At 63.2% G+C, this 15,692-nt stretch carries 16 protein-coding genes and 1 pseudogene; 8 read left to right on the top strand and 9 right to left on the bottom strand.

Annotated elements, in window-relative coordinates; genetic code table 11:
- Positions 1–16 precede the first annotated feature (16 nt).
- Together ACP691_RS08740 and ACP691_RS08735 are read left to right on the top strand one after the other, a co-directional pair.
- Entirely contained in the window at positions 17–385 is a 369-nt protein-coding gene (locus tag ACP691_RS08740) for a response regulator (protein ID WP_040263340.1), read from the top strand.
- Positions 386–412: 27 nt separating this feature from the next.
- Positions 413–2,230, top strand: coding sequence for a monovalent cation:proton antiporter-2 (CPA2) family protein (locus ACP691_RS08735; RefSeq protein ID WP_426199455.1), 1,818 nt, complete (start codon positions 413–415; stop codon positions 2,228–2,230).
- Between the two features lie 45 nt (positions 2,231–2,275).
- Here ACP691_RS08735 and ACP691_RS08730 read toward each other — a convergent pair whose 3' ends face one another.
- From ACP691_RS08730 to ACP691_RS08710, 5 genes are all read right to left on the bottom strand, one after another.
- On the bottom strand, positions 2,276–2,617 hold the full coding sequence (locus ACP691_RS08730) for a DUF202 domain-containing protein (RefSeq protein ID WP_426199453.1): 342 nt from the start codon (positions 2,615–2,617) through the stop codon (positions 2,276–2,278).
- The gene (locus ACP691_RS08725; protein WP_426199452.1) at positions 2,614–3,006 is read right to left on the bottom strand and encodes a YidH family protein; all 393 of its coding nucleotides are present in this window, start codon (positions 3,004–3,006) and stop codon (positions 2,614–2,616) included. The genes ACP691_RS08730 and ACP691_RS08725 overlap by 4 nt, the downstream gene beginning before the upstream one ends.
- A 45-nt stretch (positions 3,007–3,051) precedes the next feature.
- Positions 3,052–3,489 carry a type II 3-dehydroquinate dehydratase gene (aroQ, locus tag ACP691_RS08720; protein WP_426199450.1) on the bottom strand — a complete coding sequence of 146 codons (438 nt, stop codon included), beginning with the start codon at positions 3,487–3,489 and terminating at the stop codon, positions 3,052–3,054.
- 72 nt (positions 3,490–3,561) lie between these two features.
- Complete coding sequence (locus tag ACP691_RS08715; protein ID WP_426199448.1) at positions 3,562–5,595, bottom strand: mechanosensitive ion channel family protein; 2,034 nt, start codon at positions 5,593–5,595, stop codon at positions 3,562–3,564.
- 81 nt (positions 5,596–5,676) lie between these two features.
- On the bottom strand, positions 5,677–6,741 hold the full coding sequence (locus ACP691_RS08710) for an NAD(P)-dependent alcohol dehydrogenase (protein ID WP_426199446.1): 1,065 nt from the start codon (positions 6,739–6,741) through the stop codon (positions 5,677–5,679).
- Positions 6,742–7,061: 320 nt separating this feature from the next.
- Here ACP691_RS08710 and ACP691_RS08705 point away from each other — a divergent pair, with 320 nt between their 5' ends.
- The 5 genes from ACP691_RS08705 (at position 7,062) to ACP691_RS08685 (ending at position 9,647) form a co-directional block, all read left to right on the top strand.
- Positions 7,062–7,490, top strand: a complete 429-nt coding sequence (locus ACP691_RS08705) for a response regulator (RefSeq protein WP_426199445.1) — start codon at positions 7,062–7,064, stop codon at positions 7,488–7,490.
- Positions 7,491–7,580: 90 nt separating this feature from the next.
- Complete coding sequence (locus tag ACP691_RS08700; protein ID WP_426199443.1) at positions 7,581–8,267, top strand: DJ-1/PfpI family protein; 687 nt, start codon at positions 7,581–7,583, stop codon at positions 8,265–8,267.
- Between the two features lie 50 nt (positions 8,268–8,317).
- Positions 8,318–9,094 carry an exodeoxyribonuclease III gene (gene xth / locus ACP691_RS08695; RefSeq protein WP_426199442.1) on the top strand — a complete coding sequence of 259 codons (777 nt, stop codon included), beginning with the start codon at positions 8,318–8,320 and terminating at the stop codon, positions 9,092–9,094.
- Between the two features lie 102 nt (positions 9,095–9,196).
- Positions 9,197–9,493: a hypothetical protein gene (locus tag ACP691_RS08690; protein ID WP_426199440.1), complete on the top strand. Its 297-nt coding sequence runs from the start codon at positions 9,197–9,199 to the stop codon at positions 9,491–9,493.
- Entirely contained in the window at positions 9,480–9,647 is a 168-nt protein-coding gene (locus ACP691_RS08685; protein WP_157395827.1) for a hypothetical protein, read from the top strand. Before ACP691_RS08690 ends, ACP691_RS08685 begins: the two co-directional genes overlap by 14 nt.
- Here ACP691_RS08685 and modC read toward each other — a convergent pair.
- The 3 genes from modC to modA are packed head-to-tail and all read right to left on the bottom strand — an operon-like array spanning position 9,644 to position 12,166.
- Entirely contained in the window at positions 9,644–10,732 is a 1,089-nt protein-coding gene (gene modC / locus ACP691_RS08680; protein WP_426199438.1) for a molybdenum ABC transporter ATP-binding protein, read from the bottom strand. The two genes, ACP691_RS08685 and modC, sit on opposite strands and share 4 nt — an antisense overlap.
- Entirely contained in the window at positions 10,729–11,409 is a 681-nt protein-coding gene (modB, locus tag ACP691_RS08675; protein WP_426199437.1) for a molybdate ABC transporter permease subunit, read from the bottom strand. Before modB ends, modC begins: the two co-directional genes overlap by 4 nt.
- A complete protein-coding gene (modA, locus tag ACP691_RS08670) occupies positions 11,393–12,166 on the bottom strand; it encodes a molybdate ABC transporter substrate-binding protein (protein ID WP_426199435.1) in 774 nt (257 codons plus the stop codon). Before modA ends, modB begins: the two co-directional genes overlap by 17 nt.
- Positions 12,167–12,317: 151 nt before the next feature.
- Here modA and ACP691_RS08665 point away from each other — a divergent pair, with 151 nt between their 5' ends.
- Positions 12,318–13,064 (top strand): alpha/beta hydrolase, encoded by a 747-nt coding sequence (locus ACP691_RS08665; protein WP_426199434.1) that lies wholly within the window; start codon positions 12,318–12,320, stop codon positions 13,062–13,064.
- Between the two features lie 161 nt (positions 13,065–13,225).
- Here the strand turns inward: ACP691_RS08665 and ACP691_RS08660 are convergent.
- Positions 13,226–15,685 (bottom strand): annotated as a pseudogene (locus ACP691_RS08660) (glycosyl hydrolase family 28-related protein); the annotation flags it as partial.
- Positions 15,686–15,692: the final 7 nt, after the last annotated feature.

The following is a 15,692-nucleotide window of genomic DNA, read 5'->3' as shown; positions in this document are numbered from 1 at the left end:
CCCGGACCACGCAAAAATGACCACCATCCTGATAGTCGACGACGAATATCTGATCGCCGATATCCTCGGGTACGCCCTTGAGGATGAGGGGTACATGGTCGTCAAGGCCAGCAACGGCCGCAAGGCGCTGGACGTTCTCGATCGGGAGCGACCCAGCCTGGTCATCACCGATTTCATGATGCCGGTGATGGATGGGCTTGAGTTCGCCAGAAAAGTGCGCGAGCGCCCGCTGTTCGCCAAGCTTCCCCTGCTCCTGATGAGTGGCGCCCAAGGTAGCATCGGGCGGGCGAGCCCGGAGTTGTTCGCCGCCGTATTCGACAAACCCTTCGATATCGATGCAGTGATCCGTGAAGTAGTGGCTCAGATCGGCCGCGCCACGGAGTGAAACCGGTAATGGAAATAGAGGTGATGCATGCCGCATGACGGCAACCTGTTGAGCGCCGCCGTGGTCTTTCTGTTGGCGGCGGTGCTCGCGGTGCCTTTGGCGCGGCGCCTACAGCTCGGGGCGGTACTGGGCTACCTGTTGGCCGGCGTGGCCATCGGCCCCGCGGTGCTGGGCGTGGCAGGCAACAGCCAGAGCCTCAACCATTTGTCCGAACTGGGCGTGGTACTGCTGTTGTTCATCATCGGCCTGGAATTGTCGCCCAAACGGCTATGGGTAATGCGCCGCGCTGTCTTCGGCGTAGGGCTGGCGCAGGTCGTGATCACCGGCTGCGTGATAGGCGCGGTCGCCATGGTGGCGTTCGATCAGTCGCTGAACAGTGCCATCATTCTCGGCCTGGGCCTGGCATTGTCATCCACGGCCTTCGGCCTACAGAGCCTGGCCGAGCGGCATGAGTTGCAGACACCCCACGGTCGCCTGGCCTTCGCCATCCTGCTGTTCCAGGACATCGCAGCAATTCCCTTGATCGCCCTGGTGCCCATGCTTGCAGGGGGCAGCGACCAGCACGCTACGCCCAGCCTGAACCATGCCCTGCAGGTGCTGGGGAGCATCGCGGTGGTGGTGATCGGAGGGCGTTATCTGCTGCGCCCCGTGTTCAGGGTTGTCGCGCGTACCGGGTTGCAGGAAGTATCCACCGCCACCGCGTTGCTGGTGGTCATCGGCACCGCCTGGCTGATGGACCTGGCGGGAGTGTCCATGGCCCTGGGGGCGTTTCTTGCCGGGCTGCTGCTGGCGGATTCTGAGTACCGGCACGAACTGGAGGCGCAGATCGAACCCTTCAAGGGCTTGCTGCTGGGCTTGTTCTTCATCACCGTGGGCATGGGCGCCAACCTTGGCTTGCTGCTGGCCGAGCCGGCCACGGTGGTCGGGCTTACCTTGCTGCTGTTGGGCCTGAAACTTCCCTTGCTTGCCTTGCTGGGCCGATTCGGCGGCGGGCTTTCGATTGTCTCTGGCCTGCGTCTTGGTCTGGTACTGGCCACCGGAGGCGAGTTCGCCTTCGTGGTATTCAAGCTTGGCCGGGACAACGGCCTGTTCGATGCTCGCCTGCATGATCTGCTGGTGTTGGCCATTACGCTGTCCATGGCAGTTACCCCCTTGTTGTTGCTGGCGGCCGGACGCCTGCTGCGGCGCACTGAACCGCCCAGACCGGTGCCTGACGCCTATCGAAACATCGACACCGAGGGGCCAAGGGTCGTGATCGCCGGCATGGGCCGCATGGGGCAGATCGTCGCTCGTATCCTGCGAGCCCAGGGTATTCCTTTCGTGGCGCTGGATACTTCCGTAGAGAGCATCGAGCTTTCGCGAAGCCTCTCCGAGCTGCCGGTGTACTACGGTGATCCGCTACGCGCCGAGATCCTTCGGGCAGCCAAGGTGGAGCAGGCAGAGTACTTCGTGATCGCCACCAATGATCCGGAGACCAATATCAAGACCGCCGAACTGGTCAACCGTCTCTACCCTCATTTGAAGATCATCGCCAGAGCCCGCAACCGTCAGCACGTGCACAAACTGACGGACCTGGGCGCCGATGCCGTCCGTGAAACCTTCTACTCAAGCCTGGAGATGAGCCGGCGTACCCTGGTGGGCCTTGGCTTGAGCCAGGCCCAGGCCGAGTCGCGCATCAGCCGCTTCCAGGCCCATGACCAGGCGGTGTTGCGCTCTCAGCACCGGGTCTACGACGATACCGCCAGGATCATCCAGAGCAACCAGGAAGCGCGCGCCGAACTGGCGCGGCTGTTCGCGGCCGACGCCGAGCGAGAAGCGGCGCAGCCAGACGAAGCGGGGCGCTAGTCCGGTCTCTTTGCCCGGCCACTGACATCCATGCCTTGAGAAGGGTCAAAGGGCAAGACCCAGCACGCCATAGAGGCCGAGTACCCCAAGGGTGACGCAGGCCAGGGTAAGCCCCATGACTTCGAGTACCGGAGGGATGGCCTGGCCTCGATTGATGGCCGATACCCCCTGGCGATAACGGCTGGTCAGAGCTGCCCCGATGCCGAGGGCCGCCGCGAGGGTCAAGCCTACCAGCAGCATCGCGAATACCCTATGGTGAGGAAGCCAGCGCAAGCACAATAGGCTTGCGCCTACCAGTGACAGCAAGGTGCGGCGCCAGGCCAGGCTGGTGCGCTCCGGCTGCAGCCCGGCGTCCTGGTGGGGCCGAAGCGGCGGGCTGTGCTTCATGCGGGGCGCCAGGCAATGTAGGCCAGCAGTATCCCGGTGGCCAGCGCGCCGCCGACCGCCAGCAAAGGAACCAGCAACGGCAGCGGTAGCGGCTTGCCATGGCGCATGGCACGCTCGACATGCAGCCAGCGCAGGCCGGCGCTGGCGCTCAGCACCAGGCCCAGCCCGAGCAACAGCATGGCGAGCGCCTTTCGCGCCCCTGGATCGAATACCTCCCCGGTAAATGCCTCGACGGCGATGCCGCCGGCCATCAGCGCAAGCGCGGTGCGTATCCAGGCCAGGAAGGTGCGCTCGTTGGCCAGGGTAAAGCGCGGGTCCGGCTCGTGGCCACCCTTGAGCAGGCGTAGGCGCCAGGAGACGCCTTCCTGGGGTGGTTCAGGCGGGGTCATGGATAGTCCCATCCAGGGTCGGGTCGGGTAGGGAGGCCCGGCGTGTCAGCCGAGCAATTTGGCGAAGTGGGTCACGGCCAGGCTGTAGCCATGGGTCCCGAAGCCGGCGATCACGCCTACCGCCACCAGCGATACATAGGAGTGATGACGGAAGCTTTCGCGGCGGTGCACATTGGAGATATGGACTTCGAGTACCGGCAGTTCCGCCGCCACCAGCGCATCATGCAAGGCGATGGAAGTGTGGGTCCAGGCCCCCGGGTTGATGATGATCCCCGCGACGCGGCCGCGGGCCTGGTGAATCCAGTCGATCATCTGGCCTTCATGGTTGGTTTGCTGGAACTCCAGGGCCAGGCCGTGCGCCTCGGCGGTGGCGCGGCACTGGGCCTCTACATCGGCCAGGGTTTCCTTGCCGTATACGCCCGGCTCGCGTGTGCCGAGCATGTTCAGGTTGGGGCCATTGAGGACCAGCAGGGTGTGAGCCATGGAGCAATACTCTCTCTGTGCGCAGCGGAGGAAGCCACCATGGTAATCGGCGGCTTCGTTGCCCGCTACCGCTTATGCCGGGGCCGGTACCGGGGGCAGGCAATACTGAGCGAAACGGACATTGTCCACACCGTCCACCAGCTTCTTGAGCTTCTCATTGAAGGCCCGGCCTACCGCGTACTGGCCACCGGAGGTGGTGCGGAACTGGGCGGTCAGGGTAATGCCGTTGAGGTCCATCTTGTCGACACCGAAGATCTGCAACGGGCTTTGCAGGTTGGTCCTGAGCAGAAGATCGTTGGAGATCTCGTCCGCCGCTTTCTGAATCAATGCCAGGGCGGTGTCGATGTCGCTGTCATAAGTCACCTGTACCGAGAAGAAGGCGTTGGCGAACTGTCGTGACTGGTTGGTCACCGCCTTGATCTGGCCGAACGGCACCGAGTGGACGAAGCCCTTGCCGTCGCGTAGGCGCAAGGTCCGAATGGTCAGGCTTTCCACGGTACCGGCATGGGTGGCGTCGATCACCACCCAATCGCCGATCGCGATGGTGTCTTCAATCAGTATGAACAGCCCGGTGATGACGTCCTGTACCAGTTGCTGGGAGCCGAAGCCGATGGCCAGGCCCACCACCCCGGCACCGGCCAGCAAGGGCGCGACGTTGATGCCCAGGTTGGCCATTGTGGTGATGGTGCCGATGACTACCAGCACGATCTTGGCTGCGTTGCGCAGCATCGGCAGTATGGTCTTGATCCGGGTGCTGGGCTGGCGGCTGGCGCGCTTGCCTACCGCCGGCTTGAGCGCCTGTTGGATGGCGGTGTCGATCACCACCCACACGAGCCAGGTGACCAGCAGGATCAGGCCGATGCTGCTGAGGGAGTTGCTGATCGCCCTGCCGATGCTGTTGCGTGCAGCGAACTCAAGCACCGAGACGCCCCAGGTGCGGGCCAGGAGTTCGATGAAGGCGATGGCAATGACAATCCGCGAGAGGGCATGGCCCAGGCTACGCAGGAGTTCGACATAGGGGCGCGCATGTTCCGGGTCCTGGTTGCTCTGGGGCTTGAGCACATGGTGCATGACCGTGCTCAGGAATACCGCGCCGATGAGCAGTACCGTGCTCATCAGGGCCCGTTGCAAGGCTTCCTGGCTCTGTTCTCCCGCCCCGATCAAGTGAATGGCCGATACCAGGATCATCAGCAGAATCGGCAAGTACCACACCGCCGCGAATACCCGCAGTGTTTCCTGCACGGCCCGGTGCTCGTGGCGCTGGCGATAGCCTCGGTTGCGGATCATGTGCGCCACTGGCCGCCGTACCCGCAAGACCAGCACGGCGAAGGTGAAGGTGGCGATCAGTCCGACCACCACCGCGATGCTGCCGGTGAGGTTGGCCCCTAGCTGACGTGCGATCTGCGGACTGGTCAGGGCATCGCCAAGGGCTGCGAGAAAGCCGATGACGAACAGGGCCCTGGGTGCGCTCTGGCGCAGGATGCGCACGGCGGCGCGCTTGTGGCCTACGTCGAACAGGGTGATCGCGCAAAGGATCACCGTGGTGGAGGTAATGCCGCTGCTGGTGGCATAGGCCAGGCAGAGAGCGATGGCGCGGGCATCGGACGGAGACAGGTGATGGCTGACCAGGAGGCACACGCCGAAGCTGACGATGGCTGGCACGGTGAACCTGAGCAGGTAGCCGATCACGCCTTGCAAGCGCGTGCGTCGCGCCAGGAAGCCGCGGCGGCCAACTCTCGCCCAGGCCAGCCGCGCCAGGCTATAGAGCACGAAGAAGGCGCCGATCCAGGTAAGGCTCAACACCAGAAAATCCCGCGCCAGGGTCCATCCGGAGGTCTGCGCCTGCTGGTCGAACAGGCGACTGGCCTCGGTGGCGGCGCGGTCCGTGCGCAAGCGCCAGCTATCGACCAGGTGTTCGTTCAGGTCCAGCTTGTCCTGGACGTCATCCAGGCTGGACGTCAGGGTGCCCAGCAACCCGCCCTGGACCAGCACCTCCTTCTCGGCTGGAGCCTGGTCGGCGGCGGGGGCATCGGCAAGGGCGGGGAGGGCAAGCAGGGCGGTCAACAGCAGGATGACTAGACGGGACACAGGGGCAGGGCTCCGCAAACGGTTCCCTCACCAGACCCTCTTGGCCGGGTCAAAGTTCGTCAGGCTCGCGCAGGCTCATGCGAACCGCGATGGCTTGCGTCAGGCCGCCGCGTCTGAGCGAAGGCTGGCCATGTCAATCACAAAGCGGTATTTGACGTCGCTCTTGAGCATGCGCTCGAACGCCTGGTTGATGTCCTGGATCGCAATGCTTTCTATGTCTGCCACCAGCTTGTGGCGGGCGCAGAAATCAAGCATTTCCTGGGTTTCCTGGATGCCGCCAATCAACGAGCCAGCCAGGCTGCGCCGCTTGAAGATCAGATTGAAGACCGTCGGAGCCGGGTGGGGATGTTCGGGCGCGCCCACCAGGGTCATGGTGCCGTCGCGCTTGAGCAAATTGAGGAAGGGGTCCAGGTCATGCTGCGCCGCCACGGTGTTGAGGATAAAGTCCAGGCTGTTGGCATGGGCTTGCATTTCTTGCGGGTTGCGCGAGACCACCACCTCCTTGGCACCCAGGCGCAGTCCGTCGTCGCGTTTGCCAGGCGAAGTGGTGAACAGCACCACGTGGGCGCCCATGGCTGCGGCGATCTTTACGCCCATGTGGCCAAGCCCCCCGAGGCCTACTATGCCCACCTTCTTGCCTGGGCCCACTTTCCAGTGGCTCAGCGGTGAGTAGGTAGTGATTCCAGCGCAAAGCAGGGGCGCCACGGCGGCCAGCTCGGCTTGCGGATGACTGATCTTCAACACGAACGCTTCCTTGACCACTATTCGCTCGGAATAACCACCGTAAGTGTTCTCGCCGCCGAACACCGGGCCGTTGTAGGTGCCGGTAAAGCCGTTCTCGCAATATTGCTCATCGCCTTCGGCGCAGGCGCTGCAGCACTGACAGCTGTCCACCATGCAACCGACGCCAGCCAGGTCACCTACCTTGAAACGGGTCACGGAAGTGCCAACGGCGCTGACCCGCCCCACGATCTCGTGACCCGGCACGCAGGGGTACAAGGTGTTCTGCCACTCATTGCGGGCGGTATGCAGATCCGAATGGCAGACGCCGCAGTAAAGGATTTCGATCTGCACATCGTCAGCGCCAGGCTCCCGGCGCTCGATGGCGTAGGGCTTGAGCGAGTCGCTGGCATTCTGGGCTGCATAGGTCAGGGTGCGGGGCATGGGGATCTCCAGAGGCATAGGTAAGCGAAAGCCTTGAGCATAGACCGCTGAAACCTTTCACGGGTCCACCGCACTTCATTGGGTGCCTGCAGCCCTGACGGAAGAATACGCATCAGAGGGCAATCCGCAGGTGTCAGTATTACGCTGCCGCATCAGCGACGCTTCGCTTGCTGCGCTAAGTGGCTGCTTCATAAGGCCGTCGCGACTGAAAGCCATACGACCGTTTGTCGAATTACCCCAGTAGGGTGGCGAATCATCTTTGTTTACGGTTGACGAAGGGAGTATGGGCGCACGAGCCCGCAACCCATGCAAGGACACCCATGATGCCGAATGCCCTGACCCAAGCCACTGTCGTAAATTCTGTCGAATCCCGGGGAAAGGTCATGGTCGTGGAAGACGAGCCCATTATCCGGGAATTCGTTTGCGAGATTCTTCAGTCGGAGGGCTTTGAAACCGTCGACTACGCTACTGCCGATGATGCCTGGAAAGCCTTTGGCGAGGGGTTGAGCGTCAACCTTCTGATCACCGATATTCGTATGCCGGGGAGCATTGACGGCGCCGAGTTGACCCATCGGGTCCATGTCGAATGGCCAGCGCTGCCCATCATTGTCATGTCGGGCCATGAGACGCCAGAAACCGCGCGCCTGAGCGGCGACATCGCTTTCCTGCCCAAGCCCTGGACCATCGGCAAGCTCACGGACGAAGTGATGAAGGCCATTCCCGCCGCCGAGACCAATCTGGCGCGCTGACGCGCGATTGGCGTATAGCTGCCGGTCATTGGCCGCCGCGCCGTCATGAAGGGCGCTAGCCTGAGGACATTACCTCAAGGAGAGCGCTCCATGCACATTGGCTATCTGATATTCCCAGGTGTTCAACCGCTGGACCTTGTCGGGCCATTCGATGTCTTCGCGCAGTTCAGCGCCGTGTCTCAATCCCTGGTCTGGCGAGACCTGGAGCCGATAGCCGGCAGCGGCGGGCTGCGCCTGATCCCAAGCCATACGTTCGAAACGTGCCCGGCCCTCGATGTGCTGTGCATCCCGGGTGGTAGCGGTGTCGAGCCGCTCATGGAAGACGCCGAGACGCTGGCTTTCATCCGTCGGCAAGCCCAGCGCGCGCGTTACGTCACCTCCGTGTGTACGGGCGCGCTCCTGCTTGGCGCGGCGGGACTGTTGCGCGGCAAGCAGGCGACTACCCACTGGGCTTATCATCATTTGCTCGAAGCCTTCGGGGCAATACCCGTGCACGAGCGGGTAGTGCTGGACGATAGACTGGTCACCGGGGGCGGGGTCACCGCCGGTATCGACTTCGCGCTGGTCCTGGCTGCCCAAGCCTTTGGCGTGGAACGCGCGCAGCGCGCTCAACTGGCTCTTGAGTACGCGCCAGCGCCGCCTTTCAGCGGCCACCCCGATACCGCGATCGAAGCCGTATTGCGCGCGCAACGGGAAGCCGTTTCGCCTTCCGTGAGTCGCCGCGCCGCAGTGGTGGCTCGGGCCGCCGCCCATCTCGCTTCCAACGTCCCGGGTTAAACCCCTGGCCCAGCGGCAGGTCCATTGGATAAGTGGGAGGACCTGCATTCATGAAGATTGCAACATTCAACATCAACGGTATTCGGGCACGTCACGACGCGCTGCTCGCATGGCTGGCCAAGGAAGCTCCCGATATCGTCTGCCTGCAGGAACTCAAAGCGGCGGATACCGCCTTTCCGCGCCAGGCTCTCGAGGAAGCGGGCTATTTCTCGTTGTGGCATGGCCAGGCCAGCTGGAATGGCGTGGCTATTCTCTCCAAGGGTAGCGAGCCTCTGGAAATCCGCCGCGGCTTGCCGGGCTTCGAAGACGACACCCACAGCCGTTACCTGGAGGCCGCAGTTCAGGGCGTGGTCGTGGGCTGCCTTTACCTGCCCAATGGAAATCCGCAACCCGGCCCCAAATTCGACTACAAGCTGCGCTGGTTCGAGCATTTCATCGAGCACGCCCAGGCGCTGCGCGATAGCGGCCACCCGGTGATCCTGGCCGGGGACTTCAACGTAGTGCCGACGGATTTCGATATCTACAATCCCAAATCCTGGCGCAAGGATGCTTTGCTGCAGCCGGAAAGCCGTGCCTGTTACCAGCGGTTGCTGGACCAGGGCTGGACCGACGCGCTTCGTAGTTATTTCCCGGAACAGCAGGTATTCACCTTCTGGGACTATTTCCGCCAGCACTGGGAGCATGACAAGGGGCTGCGCATCGACCATCTCCTGTTGAGCCGCGATTTGGCCCCGCGCCTGGAAGAGGCGGGCGTTGACCGCTGGGTGCGCGACCAGGCCCATGCCAGCGACCATGCGCCGACCTGGGTGCGTTTGCGGCAAGGCTGAGCCATGGCCGCGGCATGGCACCTTCAGGCCGGTCCGCAGTCCACTGACCAGGCACTTGCCTGATGGCATTGGGTTCAATACAAGACAAGCAGGAGCAGGCCGATGACCCACGATCCCTCAGAGACGGGACTGCACACCCGACTTTACCGCCATCGCGTCAGTTATCTGTATAACGAGCAACCGCGGCAACAGGAACTCGAATACGAAGGCGAGCGCTTGCCGCCCGAAGTCGCCGCCTTGCGGCTGTTGGAAATTCATTACGGCGACACTGAAAACAGTCTGCTCATGCCCAGCGCCGATGCCTCGCCTCAGGAGGTGATGGATCAGGCCCAGCTCATGGGCATCACGACCCTTGAAATACAAAGCCACGGGAGGCTGATCACAGATGTCCATCACTGAGAACGACGAGAACCCTACGCCGGAATGGCCGATCAACGCCCCTAGCGATCCGCTGGACCTGAACGAGAGCGGCTTCGACCCGGCCCTTGACCCTTCCGATGATGCTGCCGACGATAGCGAGCTTGATCCGGAACTCAGCCAGCCACGGCCCTAGGCAAGCACGGCTACCCCTTTGATCTGGGCCCAGACCGCCATGCCCGGTCGTAGCCCCAGGTGAGCGACCGAGTAACGGGTAAGGCGGGCCAGCACAGTTGTACCCTGGCAGTCCAGGCTGACCAGCACATCGGCGCCGCCCGGAGTAGGGCTCAACTCGCCTATTACGGCCGGCAAGCGGTTGAGCACGCTGCTCCGGCTATGCGCATCGAGGCTCAGGCTGACGTCCCGGGCCAAGACACGCACACGCAACCGGCTGCCCAGGGGCCGTTCGCCGTGAGGCACGCGCAAGAGGTCGCCTGCGACGCCAACGCTTAACTGCAGCAGCTGCCATTGGGGTTGGAAACCGGTGACCTTGCCTTCGATGACGACGCCTGCATCCAGGCTCCGCGCCAGTGGCAGGTCCAGCCGTGTCAGCAGGCTGTTCAAAGGGCCTTCAGCCTGCACTCGGCCGCCGTCGATGAGCACAAGATGATCGGCCAGGCGACTGATTTCCTCGGCGGCATGGGTGACGTAGAGCACCGGAATGGCCAGGGTTTCCCGTAACCGCTCCAGGTAAGGAAGTATGTCTGCCTTGCGTTCGGCATCCAGGGCCGCCAGGGGCTCATCCATCATCAATAGGCGCGGTCGGCGCAGCAGGGCGCGGGCAATGCCGACCCGCTGGCGTTCGCCGCCGGAAAGCCCTTGTGGCTTGCGATCGAGCAGGTGCCCGATGCCCAGGGTCTGGCAGAGAGGCTCCCAGTCAGGTTCGCGGTGTGCGACGGGCAAGCGACGCCAGCCGTACGCCAGGTTGGCGCGGACGTCCAGGTGTGTGAACAGGTTGGCTTCCTGGAAGACATAGCCCAGCGCGCGTCTGTGAGTCGCCACGCGGCGCTTGTGCCCGGTGTCCTCCCAGGTGTGCCCGTCCACGCGTAGCCAGCCATGCTCGGCCCGCTCCAGGCCGGCCACCCAGCGTAGCAGGCTGGTCTTGCCAGAGCCTGAAGGGCCGCTGATGGCGGTGATACCCTGGCCAGGCAAACGCAGGCTGGCGTGCAGGCTGAACAGCCCGCGGCTCAAGGTCACGTCCAGTTCAAGCGGTTCGCTCATTCCAGGGCCCCCCGGCCAGGCCCATGACGTCGATAGAGCAATAGCAGGGTGACAAAGGAGAAGGCCACCATGACTGCCGCCAGGCCATGGGCACGCGCATAGTCCATGGCTTCGACATGATCGAACAGTTGCACCGAGACGACCCGAGTGCGATCTGGAATGTTTCCGCCGATCATCAGGACCACCCCGAACTCACCCACCGTATGGGCAAACCCCAGCACAGCGGCGGTGATCACTCCAGGGCGGGCTAAGGGCAGGGCAACCGTGAAGAAACGGTCCAGGGGCGAGGCGCCCAGGGTTGCCGCGGCTTCTAGGGGAGCGCTGCCAATGGCCTGGAAGGCGTTATGCAGCGGCTGCACCACGAACGGCAGCGAGTAGAGGGCCGAGCCTGCTACCAGGCCCGCGAAGGAAAACACCAGGCTGCCCAAGCCGAGTGCTTCGGTCAGTCGGCCTACCGGGCCATCGGGGCCCATGAGCAGGAGCAGATAGAAACCGATGACCGTGGGCGGCAGCACCAAAGGGAGAGCTACCACAGCGTTGACCAGCCCACGCCAGCGGCACTGGCTATGGGCCAGCCACCAGGCCAGGGGCGCGCCCAGCAGCAGCAGCAGGCATGTGGTCACGCTGGCCAGTTTGAGCGTCAGCCAGATGGCCCCATAGTCACTGGGCCCGAGCATCGAGCGCGTAGCCGTACGAACGGATGATGGCGGCCGCCGTCGGGCCGCGCAGGTAGTTCATGAACGCCTCGACGGCAACCTGGCCTGCGCCTGGATCGAGCACCACGGCATCCTGACGGATCGGCGAGTACAGGGTATCCGGCACGATCCATGCCGAGCCGCCGGTCAGCTTGCCGTCACGCGACACCTGGCTGAGCGCGACGAAGCCCAGCTCCGCATTCCCGGTCTGTACGAACTGAAAGGCCTGGGTGATGTTCTGACCTTCTACACGCTTGGACGCCGTCGCCTCGGTGAGACGCATATGCTCCAGCACCTCAGTGGCTGCCAGGCCGTACGGCGCGGTCTTGGGGTTGGCCAAGGCCAGGTGACGATAGTTTCCTTGCGCGAGCACCTTGCCCTGGGCATCGACATAGCCCGGTCGCGCGGACCATAACGCCAGTTTGCCGATCGCATAGGTAAAACGCGAATGTTCGACGACCTTGCCATCGCTTTCCAGCCGGGCGGGGGTGCTGGCGTCCGCCGAGAGGAACACCTGGTAAGGCGCGCCGTTGTTGATCTGGGCGTAAAGCTGGCCGGTCGCGCCAGGCGAGGCGATGACATGGTGTCCGGTGTCTTGCTCGAAGGCAGTGGCGATAGCCTGCAGCGGCGCGGTGAAGTTGGCGGCCACGGCGACCTGTACGTCGTCCGCGCGGGCTTGCCCGGCCATCAGGCCGGCAAGGGTAATCAGCGGCATGCAGAAGAGGGAGACGCGAAGCATGAGGGTTCTCGAACAATGGCGTTATGCACTCGACTATATAGCGCGGCGCCGGTCGTTGCCATGGTTTCGCTTCCAGGGTATGGACCCTGCCCGCCGCAGTAGTGCCAATGTTACGCTTGGGCCTGTCATTCCCCGCCAAGAGCCTTCCCCCATGAAGTGGTTAGCCGCCCTGACACTGTCATTGTTCACTGCCCTGGCGCAGGCACAGCCCGTACTCCAGACGGACCTGTCCCTGAGCTACCTGGCCCAGGCCGGTGCCGAGCCGAAGGCACACCCGATGGTGATCTTCCTGCATGGTTACGGCGCCAACGAAGAAGACCTGTTCGAATTGCGCGAGCGGCTCTTTCCCGATTTCACCTACCTTTCAGTGCGCGCGCCCATGCCGTTGGGCGAGGGCGCCTATCAGTGGTTCAGCAAGACCCAGGGCCAGGGCCCATACGAGGGTGTGCAGGAAGACATCGATCGTAGCCTCGAGCGCCTGCGCGCTTTCATCCGGCAAGCCTCCAGCAAATACAATGTGCCACCCCAGCGCATCTATCTCGTGGGCTTTAGCCAAGGAGCCATGATGAGCTATGAGATCGCCCTGCAGGCGCCAGCGTCGGTGGGTGGTATCGCCATCTTGAGCGGCAAGCTGCCTGCCGGCCTGATCGATCAGGTGCGAACGCGAGCGGATCAGGCAGACCTTTTGGCGAAGCTGCCAGTATTCATCGGCCATGGCACGGCCGATCCTGTCCTGGATTACCAGGAAGCGACACAGGCCCGGCAAGCCCTCATCGAACTGGGCGTCAAGCCGGAGTTCCATGCCTATCCTGGAATGACCCATGGGGTAAGCAAGGCCGAAGTCGATGACCTGGCGAGGTGGATGATGGGCGTCAGCGGCGTGGCTGGCACCCGCTGACGGTGAAACACCGCGCCGTCCTGACGGCGCGGCTGCCCTCAGGCCGTGGTGGTATGGTGCTCGGTGTCGCTCGTTCCCAGGATGACGACCTCGACGGCAGTGCTACCAGTGTCGGTGGCGACGGTATCGGTCGTGGTGGTGCTGGCCGGCGTCGTGCTGGCGAATACGAAGTTGGCGGCGGTCAGGTCGGTACTGTGATCGCCGGACAACGCCACTTCGAACCGATTGCCAGAGGCATCGGCGTCCAGGTCCTTGATATAGGTGCGATTGGTAGTCGCGTTGTAGACGATAGACAAGGTGTTGTCATGGCCGTCACCCAGGCCGGTGAAGCCGAGCGCGGACAGGTCGATCTTGTCTTCGTTGGCGTTGAAATCAAGGATAAGGTCGTCAGCACTGCTGCTGGCGGTGCGGTAGCTATCGGTCAGGCTGTCGAAGCGGAAGGTATCGGCCCCCGCGCCTCCTGTCAGCTTGTCCAGGCCGGCACCGCCGATGAGCAGGTCATCGCCGGCGGTGCCGGTGAGCACGTCATTGCCGTCGGTGCCCTGCACGGTGGTACCGACAGCCGCCGTGGCGAACACGAAGTTGCTGGCGGTCAAATCGCTCAGATGATTGCCCGAGATGGACACTTCGAAGCGATTGCCATCGGCGTCGGCTTCACGACTCTTGATATAGGTGCGGGTGCCCGCGCTGTTGAGCACGATTTCCACGGTATCGGCATAGCCATCGCCCAGGCCGGTGATCCCGAGCGCCGACAGATCGATCTTGTCGGTGGTCACGTCGAAGTCGAGAATCTCGTCGCCCTGGTTCGTGCCTCCGCTGTTGTAGTTGCGGTAGCTGTCGCTTACGGCGGTGTAGACGAAGGTGTCCGCCCCATCGCCACCGCTCAGGTCGTCCGCGCCGCCACCGCCGTAGATGACGTCAGCCCCCGCGCCCGCGCTGATGGTGTCCGCGCCGCCAAGGCCGTACAGGGTTTCGTTCTGTCCGGTGCCGGTCAGGGTATCGGCGCTGTCGGTGCCGCTGATGACATACTCGAACACGAAGTTGTCGGCAGTCAGGCTGCCTACCAGGTTGCCCGACAACGCCAGCTCGAAGCGATTGCCGCTGGCGTCGGCCTCCAGGCTCTTGATGTAGGTGCGGTCGGTGCTGGCGTTGTAGGCGATGGTCAGGGTGCCGTTGGTCCCGTCACCCAGGCCAGTGAAGCCCAGCGCGGCCAGGTCCAGCTTGTCTTCGTTGACGTTGAAGTCGCTGATCAGGTCGGCGTACGAGGTGGTGCTGCTGCGGTAGCTGTCAGTTAGGCTGTCGAAGCGGAAGGTATCCGCGCCGTCGCCGCCGCTGAGCTTGTCGCTGCCGGCGCCACCAACGATCACATCATCGCCGGTGCCGCCACCGAGGGTGTCTTTGCCAGCCCCGCCCAGTAACAGGTCGGCTACTGCGGTGCCGGTCAGCACATCGTTGCCGGCGGTGCCGTCGATCTCGTGCAGGGGTACCTGGGCGCTGACGTAGCTGCCATCGCCATACAGCAGGGTGCTGCCCTTGGTGGTGCCGGTAATGGTATTGCCTACCACGGCATTGTTGTCGGTGCCATCCTCGTTGCGCTCGGCCACGCCATAGGTGGAATTGCTGCCACCAGTGATGGTGTTGCTCTCGATCACGTTGTTACTGCCTGCGTAGAAGTCGCCCGACACACCGTTGCTGTCGTCATAGGACTGAACGATGATTTCCGGCACGGCGGCGTTCTGGCCGTTCGCGGTCAGCGTGTTGTCCACCACGGTCACGTCGGAAGAGCCGTAGAGGCGGATGCCGGCGCTACCGTTGTTATAGATATCCACGCCGCTGACGGTGACGTCCGTGGACATCTTGATCAGGATGCCCTCGGCGCCGTTATCGTACACCGAGCCCCCGGTAATGGTGATGTCAGTGGGCGAGGGGATGTCCTCGCTACCGCGCTGTACGGCGATCCCCGCGCTGCCATTGCCGTAGGCTACGTTATCGACCAGGCTGAAGCTGTTGGTGCTGGTAACGATGTTGAAACCGTGGCGGTCGTTATCATAGGCCACGTTGTTGATGAAGGTGCTATCGATGAGGTAATCGGCTACGAAGCCGTCCAGGCCATTGCCATGGGATACACAATTCTGGATGACCATGTTGACGGTCTGCTCGTGGGGATCGAAGCCGTAGCCCGAGCAGTTCAGGATTTCCACCCCATCCAGGGTCACATTGGAGTCCTGGCCGTCTTCTCCCGGGATGTAACCGTTGAACCAGCCATCCACCTTGCCAGTGGTGTTGGCACGGTTGCCGTCGATGGTCAGGTTGCTCAGGCCGAAATCATGGGTTTCTTCGCCGTAGGCCGAACGCACGATGCCTGTAATGTCCTGGTCGGAGCCGTCGGCCAGTTTGAGCGTGGTCTCGCCCATGCCGTCGCCATACATATAGACGTTGCTTTGCAGCATCAGGCAACCGTCGGAGGGTTCCTCGCCCCCCGATACGATGTAGGTACCGCTGGGGATGTAGACCTGTCCGCCACCGGCAGCGGCCGCGGCGTCGATAGCTGCCTGGATGGCGGCGGTATCGTCGGTGACGCCGTCACCCACGGCACCATAGTCTTTCACGTTGAAGATCATCGTTTGC

Source organism: Pseudomonas sp. DC3200b2, from assembly GCF_049895785.1.
In the GTDB taxonomy this organism is placed as follows: Bacteria; Pseudomonadota; Gammaproteobacteria; order Pseudomonadales; family Pseudomonadaceae; genus Aquipseudomonas; species Aquipseudomonas massiliensis.
Note: the sequence above shows the minus strand (reverse complement) of the source record. Positions and strands in the feature narration are given on the sequence as shown.

Coding starts and splice junctions, on each gene's coding strand:
- ACP691_RS08740 (WP_040263340.1), top strand. CDS start 17: ATGACCACCATCCTGATAGTCGACGACGAATATCTGATCGCCGATATC.
- ACP691_RS08735 (WP_426199455.1), top strand. CDS start 413: ATGCCGCATGACGGCAACCTGTTGAGCGCCGCCGTGGTCTTTCTGTTG.
- ACP691_RS08730 (WP_426199453.1), bottom strand. CDS start 2,617: ATGAAGCACAGCCCGCCGCTTCGGCCCCACCAGGACGCCGGGCTGCAG.
- ACP691_RS08725 (WP_426199452.1), bottom strand. CDS start 3,006: ATGACCCCGCCTGAACCACCCCAGGAAGGCGTCTCCTGGCGCCTACGC.
- aroQ (WP_426199450.1), bottom strand. CDS start 3,489: ATGGCTCACACCCTGCTGGTCCTCAATGGCCCCAACCTGAACATGCTC.
- ACP691_RS08710 (WP_426199446.1), bottom strand. CDS start 6,741: ATGCCCCGCACCCTGACCTATGCAGCCCAGAATGCCAGCGACTCGCTC.
- ACP691_RS08705 (WP_426199445.1), top strand. CDS start 7,062: ATGATGCCGAATGCCCTGACCCAAGCCACTGTCGTAAATTCTGTCGAA.
- ACP691_RS08700 (WP_426199443.1), top strand. CDS start 7,581: ATGCACATTGGCTATCTGATATTCCCAGGTGTTCAACCGCTGGACCTT.
- xth (WP_426199442.1), top strand. CDS start 8,318: ATGAAGATTGCAACATTCAACATCAACGGTATTCGGGCACGTCACGAC.
- ACP691_RS08690 (WP_426199440.1), top strand. CDS start 9,197: ATGACCCACGATCCCTCAGAGACGGGACTGCACACCCGACTTTACCGC.
- ACP691_RS08685 (WP_157395827.1), top strand. CDS start 9,480: ATGTCCATCACTGAGAACGACGAGAACCCTACGCCGGAATGGCCGATC.
- modC (WP_426199438.1), bottom strand. CDS start 10,732: ATGAGCGAACCGCTTGAACTGGACGTGACCTTGAGCCGCGGGCTGTTC.
- modB (WP_426199437.1), bottom strand. CDS start 11,409: ATGCTCGGGCCCAGTGACTATGGGGCCATCTGGCTGACGCTCAAACTG.
- modA (WP_426199435.1), bottom strand. CDS start 12,166: ATGCTTCGCGTCTCCCTCTTCTGCATGCCGCTGATTACCCTTGCCGGC.
- ACP691_RS08665 (WP_426199434.1), top strand. CDS start 12,318: ATGAAGTGGTTAGCCGCCCTGACACTGTCATTGTTCACTGCCCTGGCG.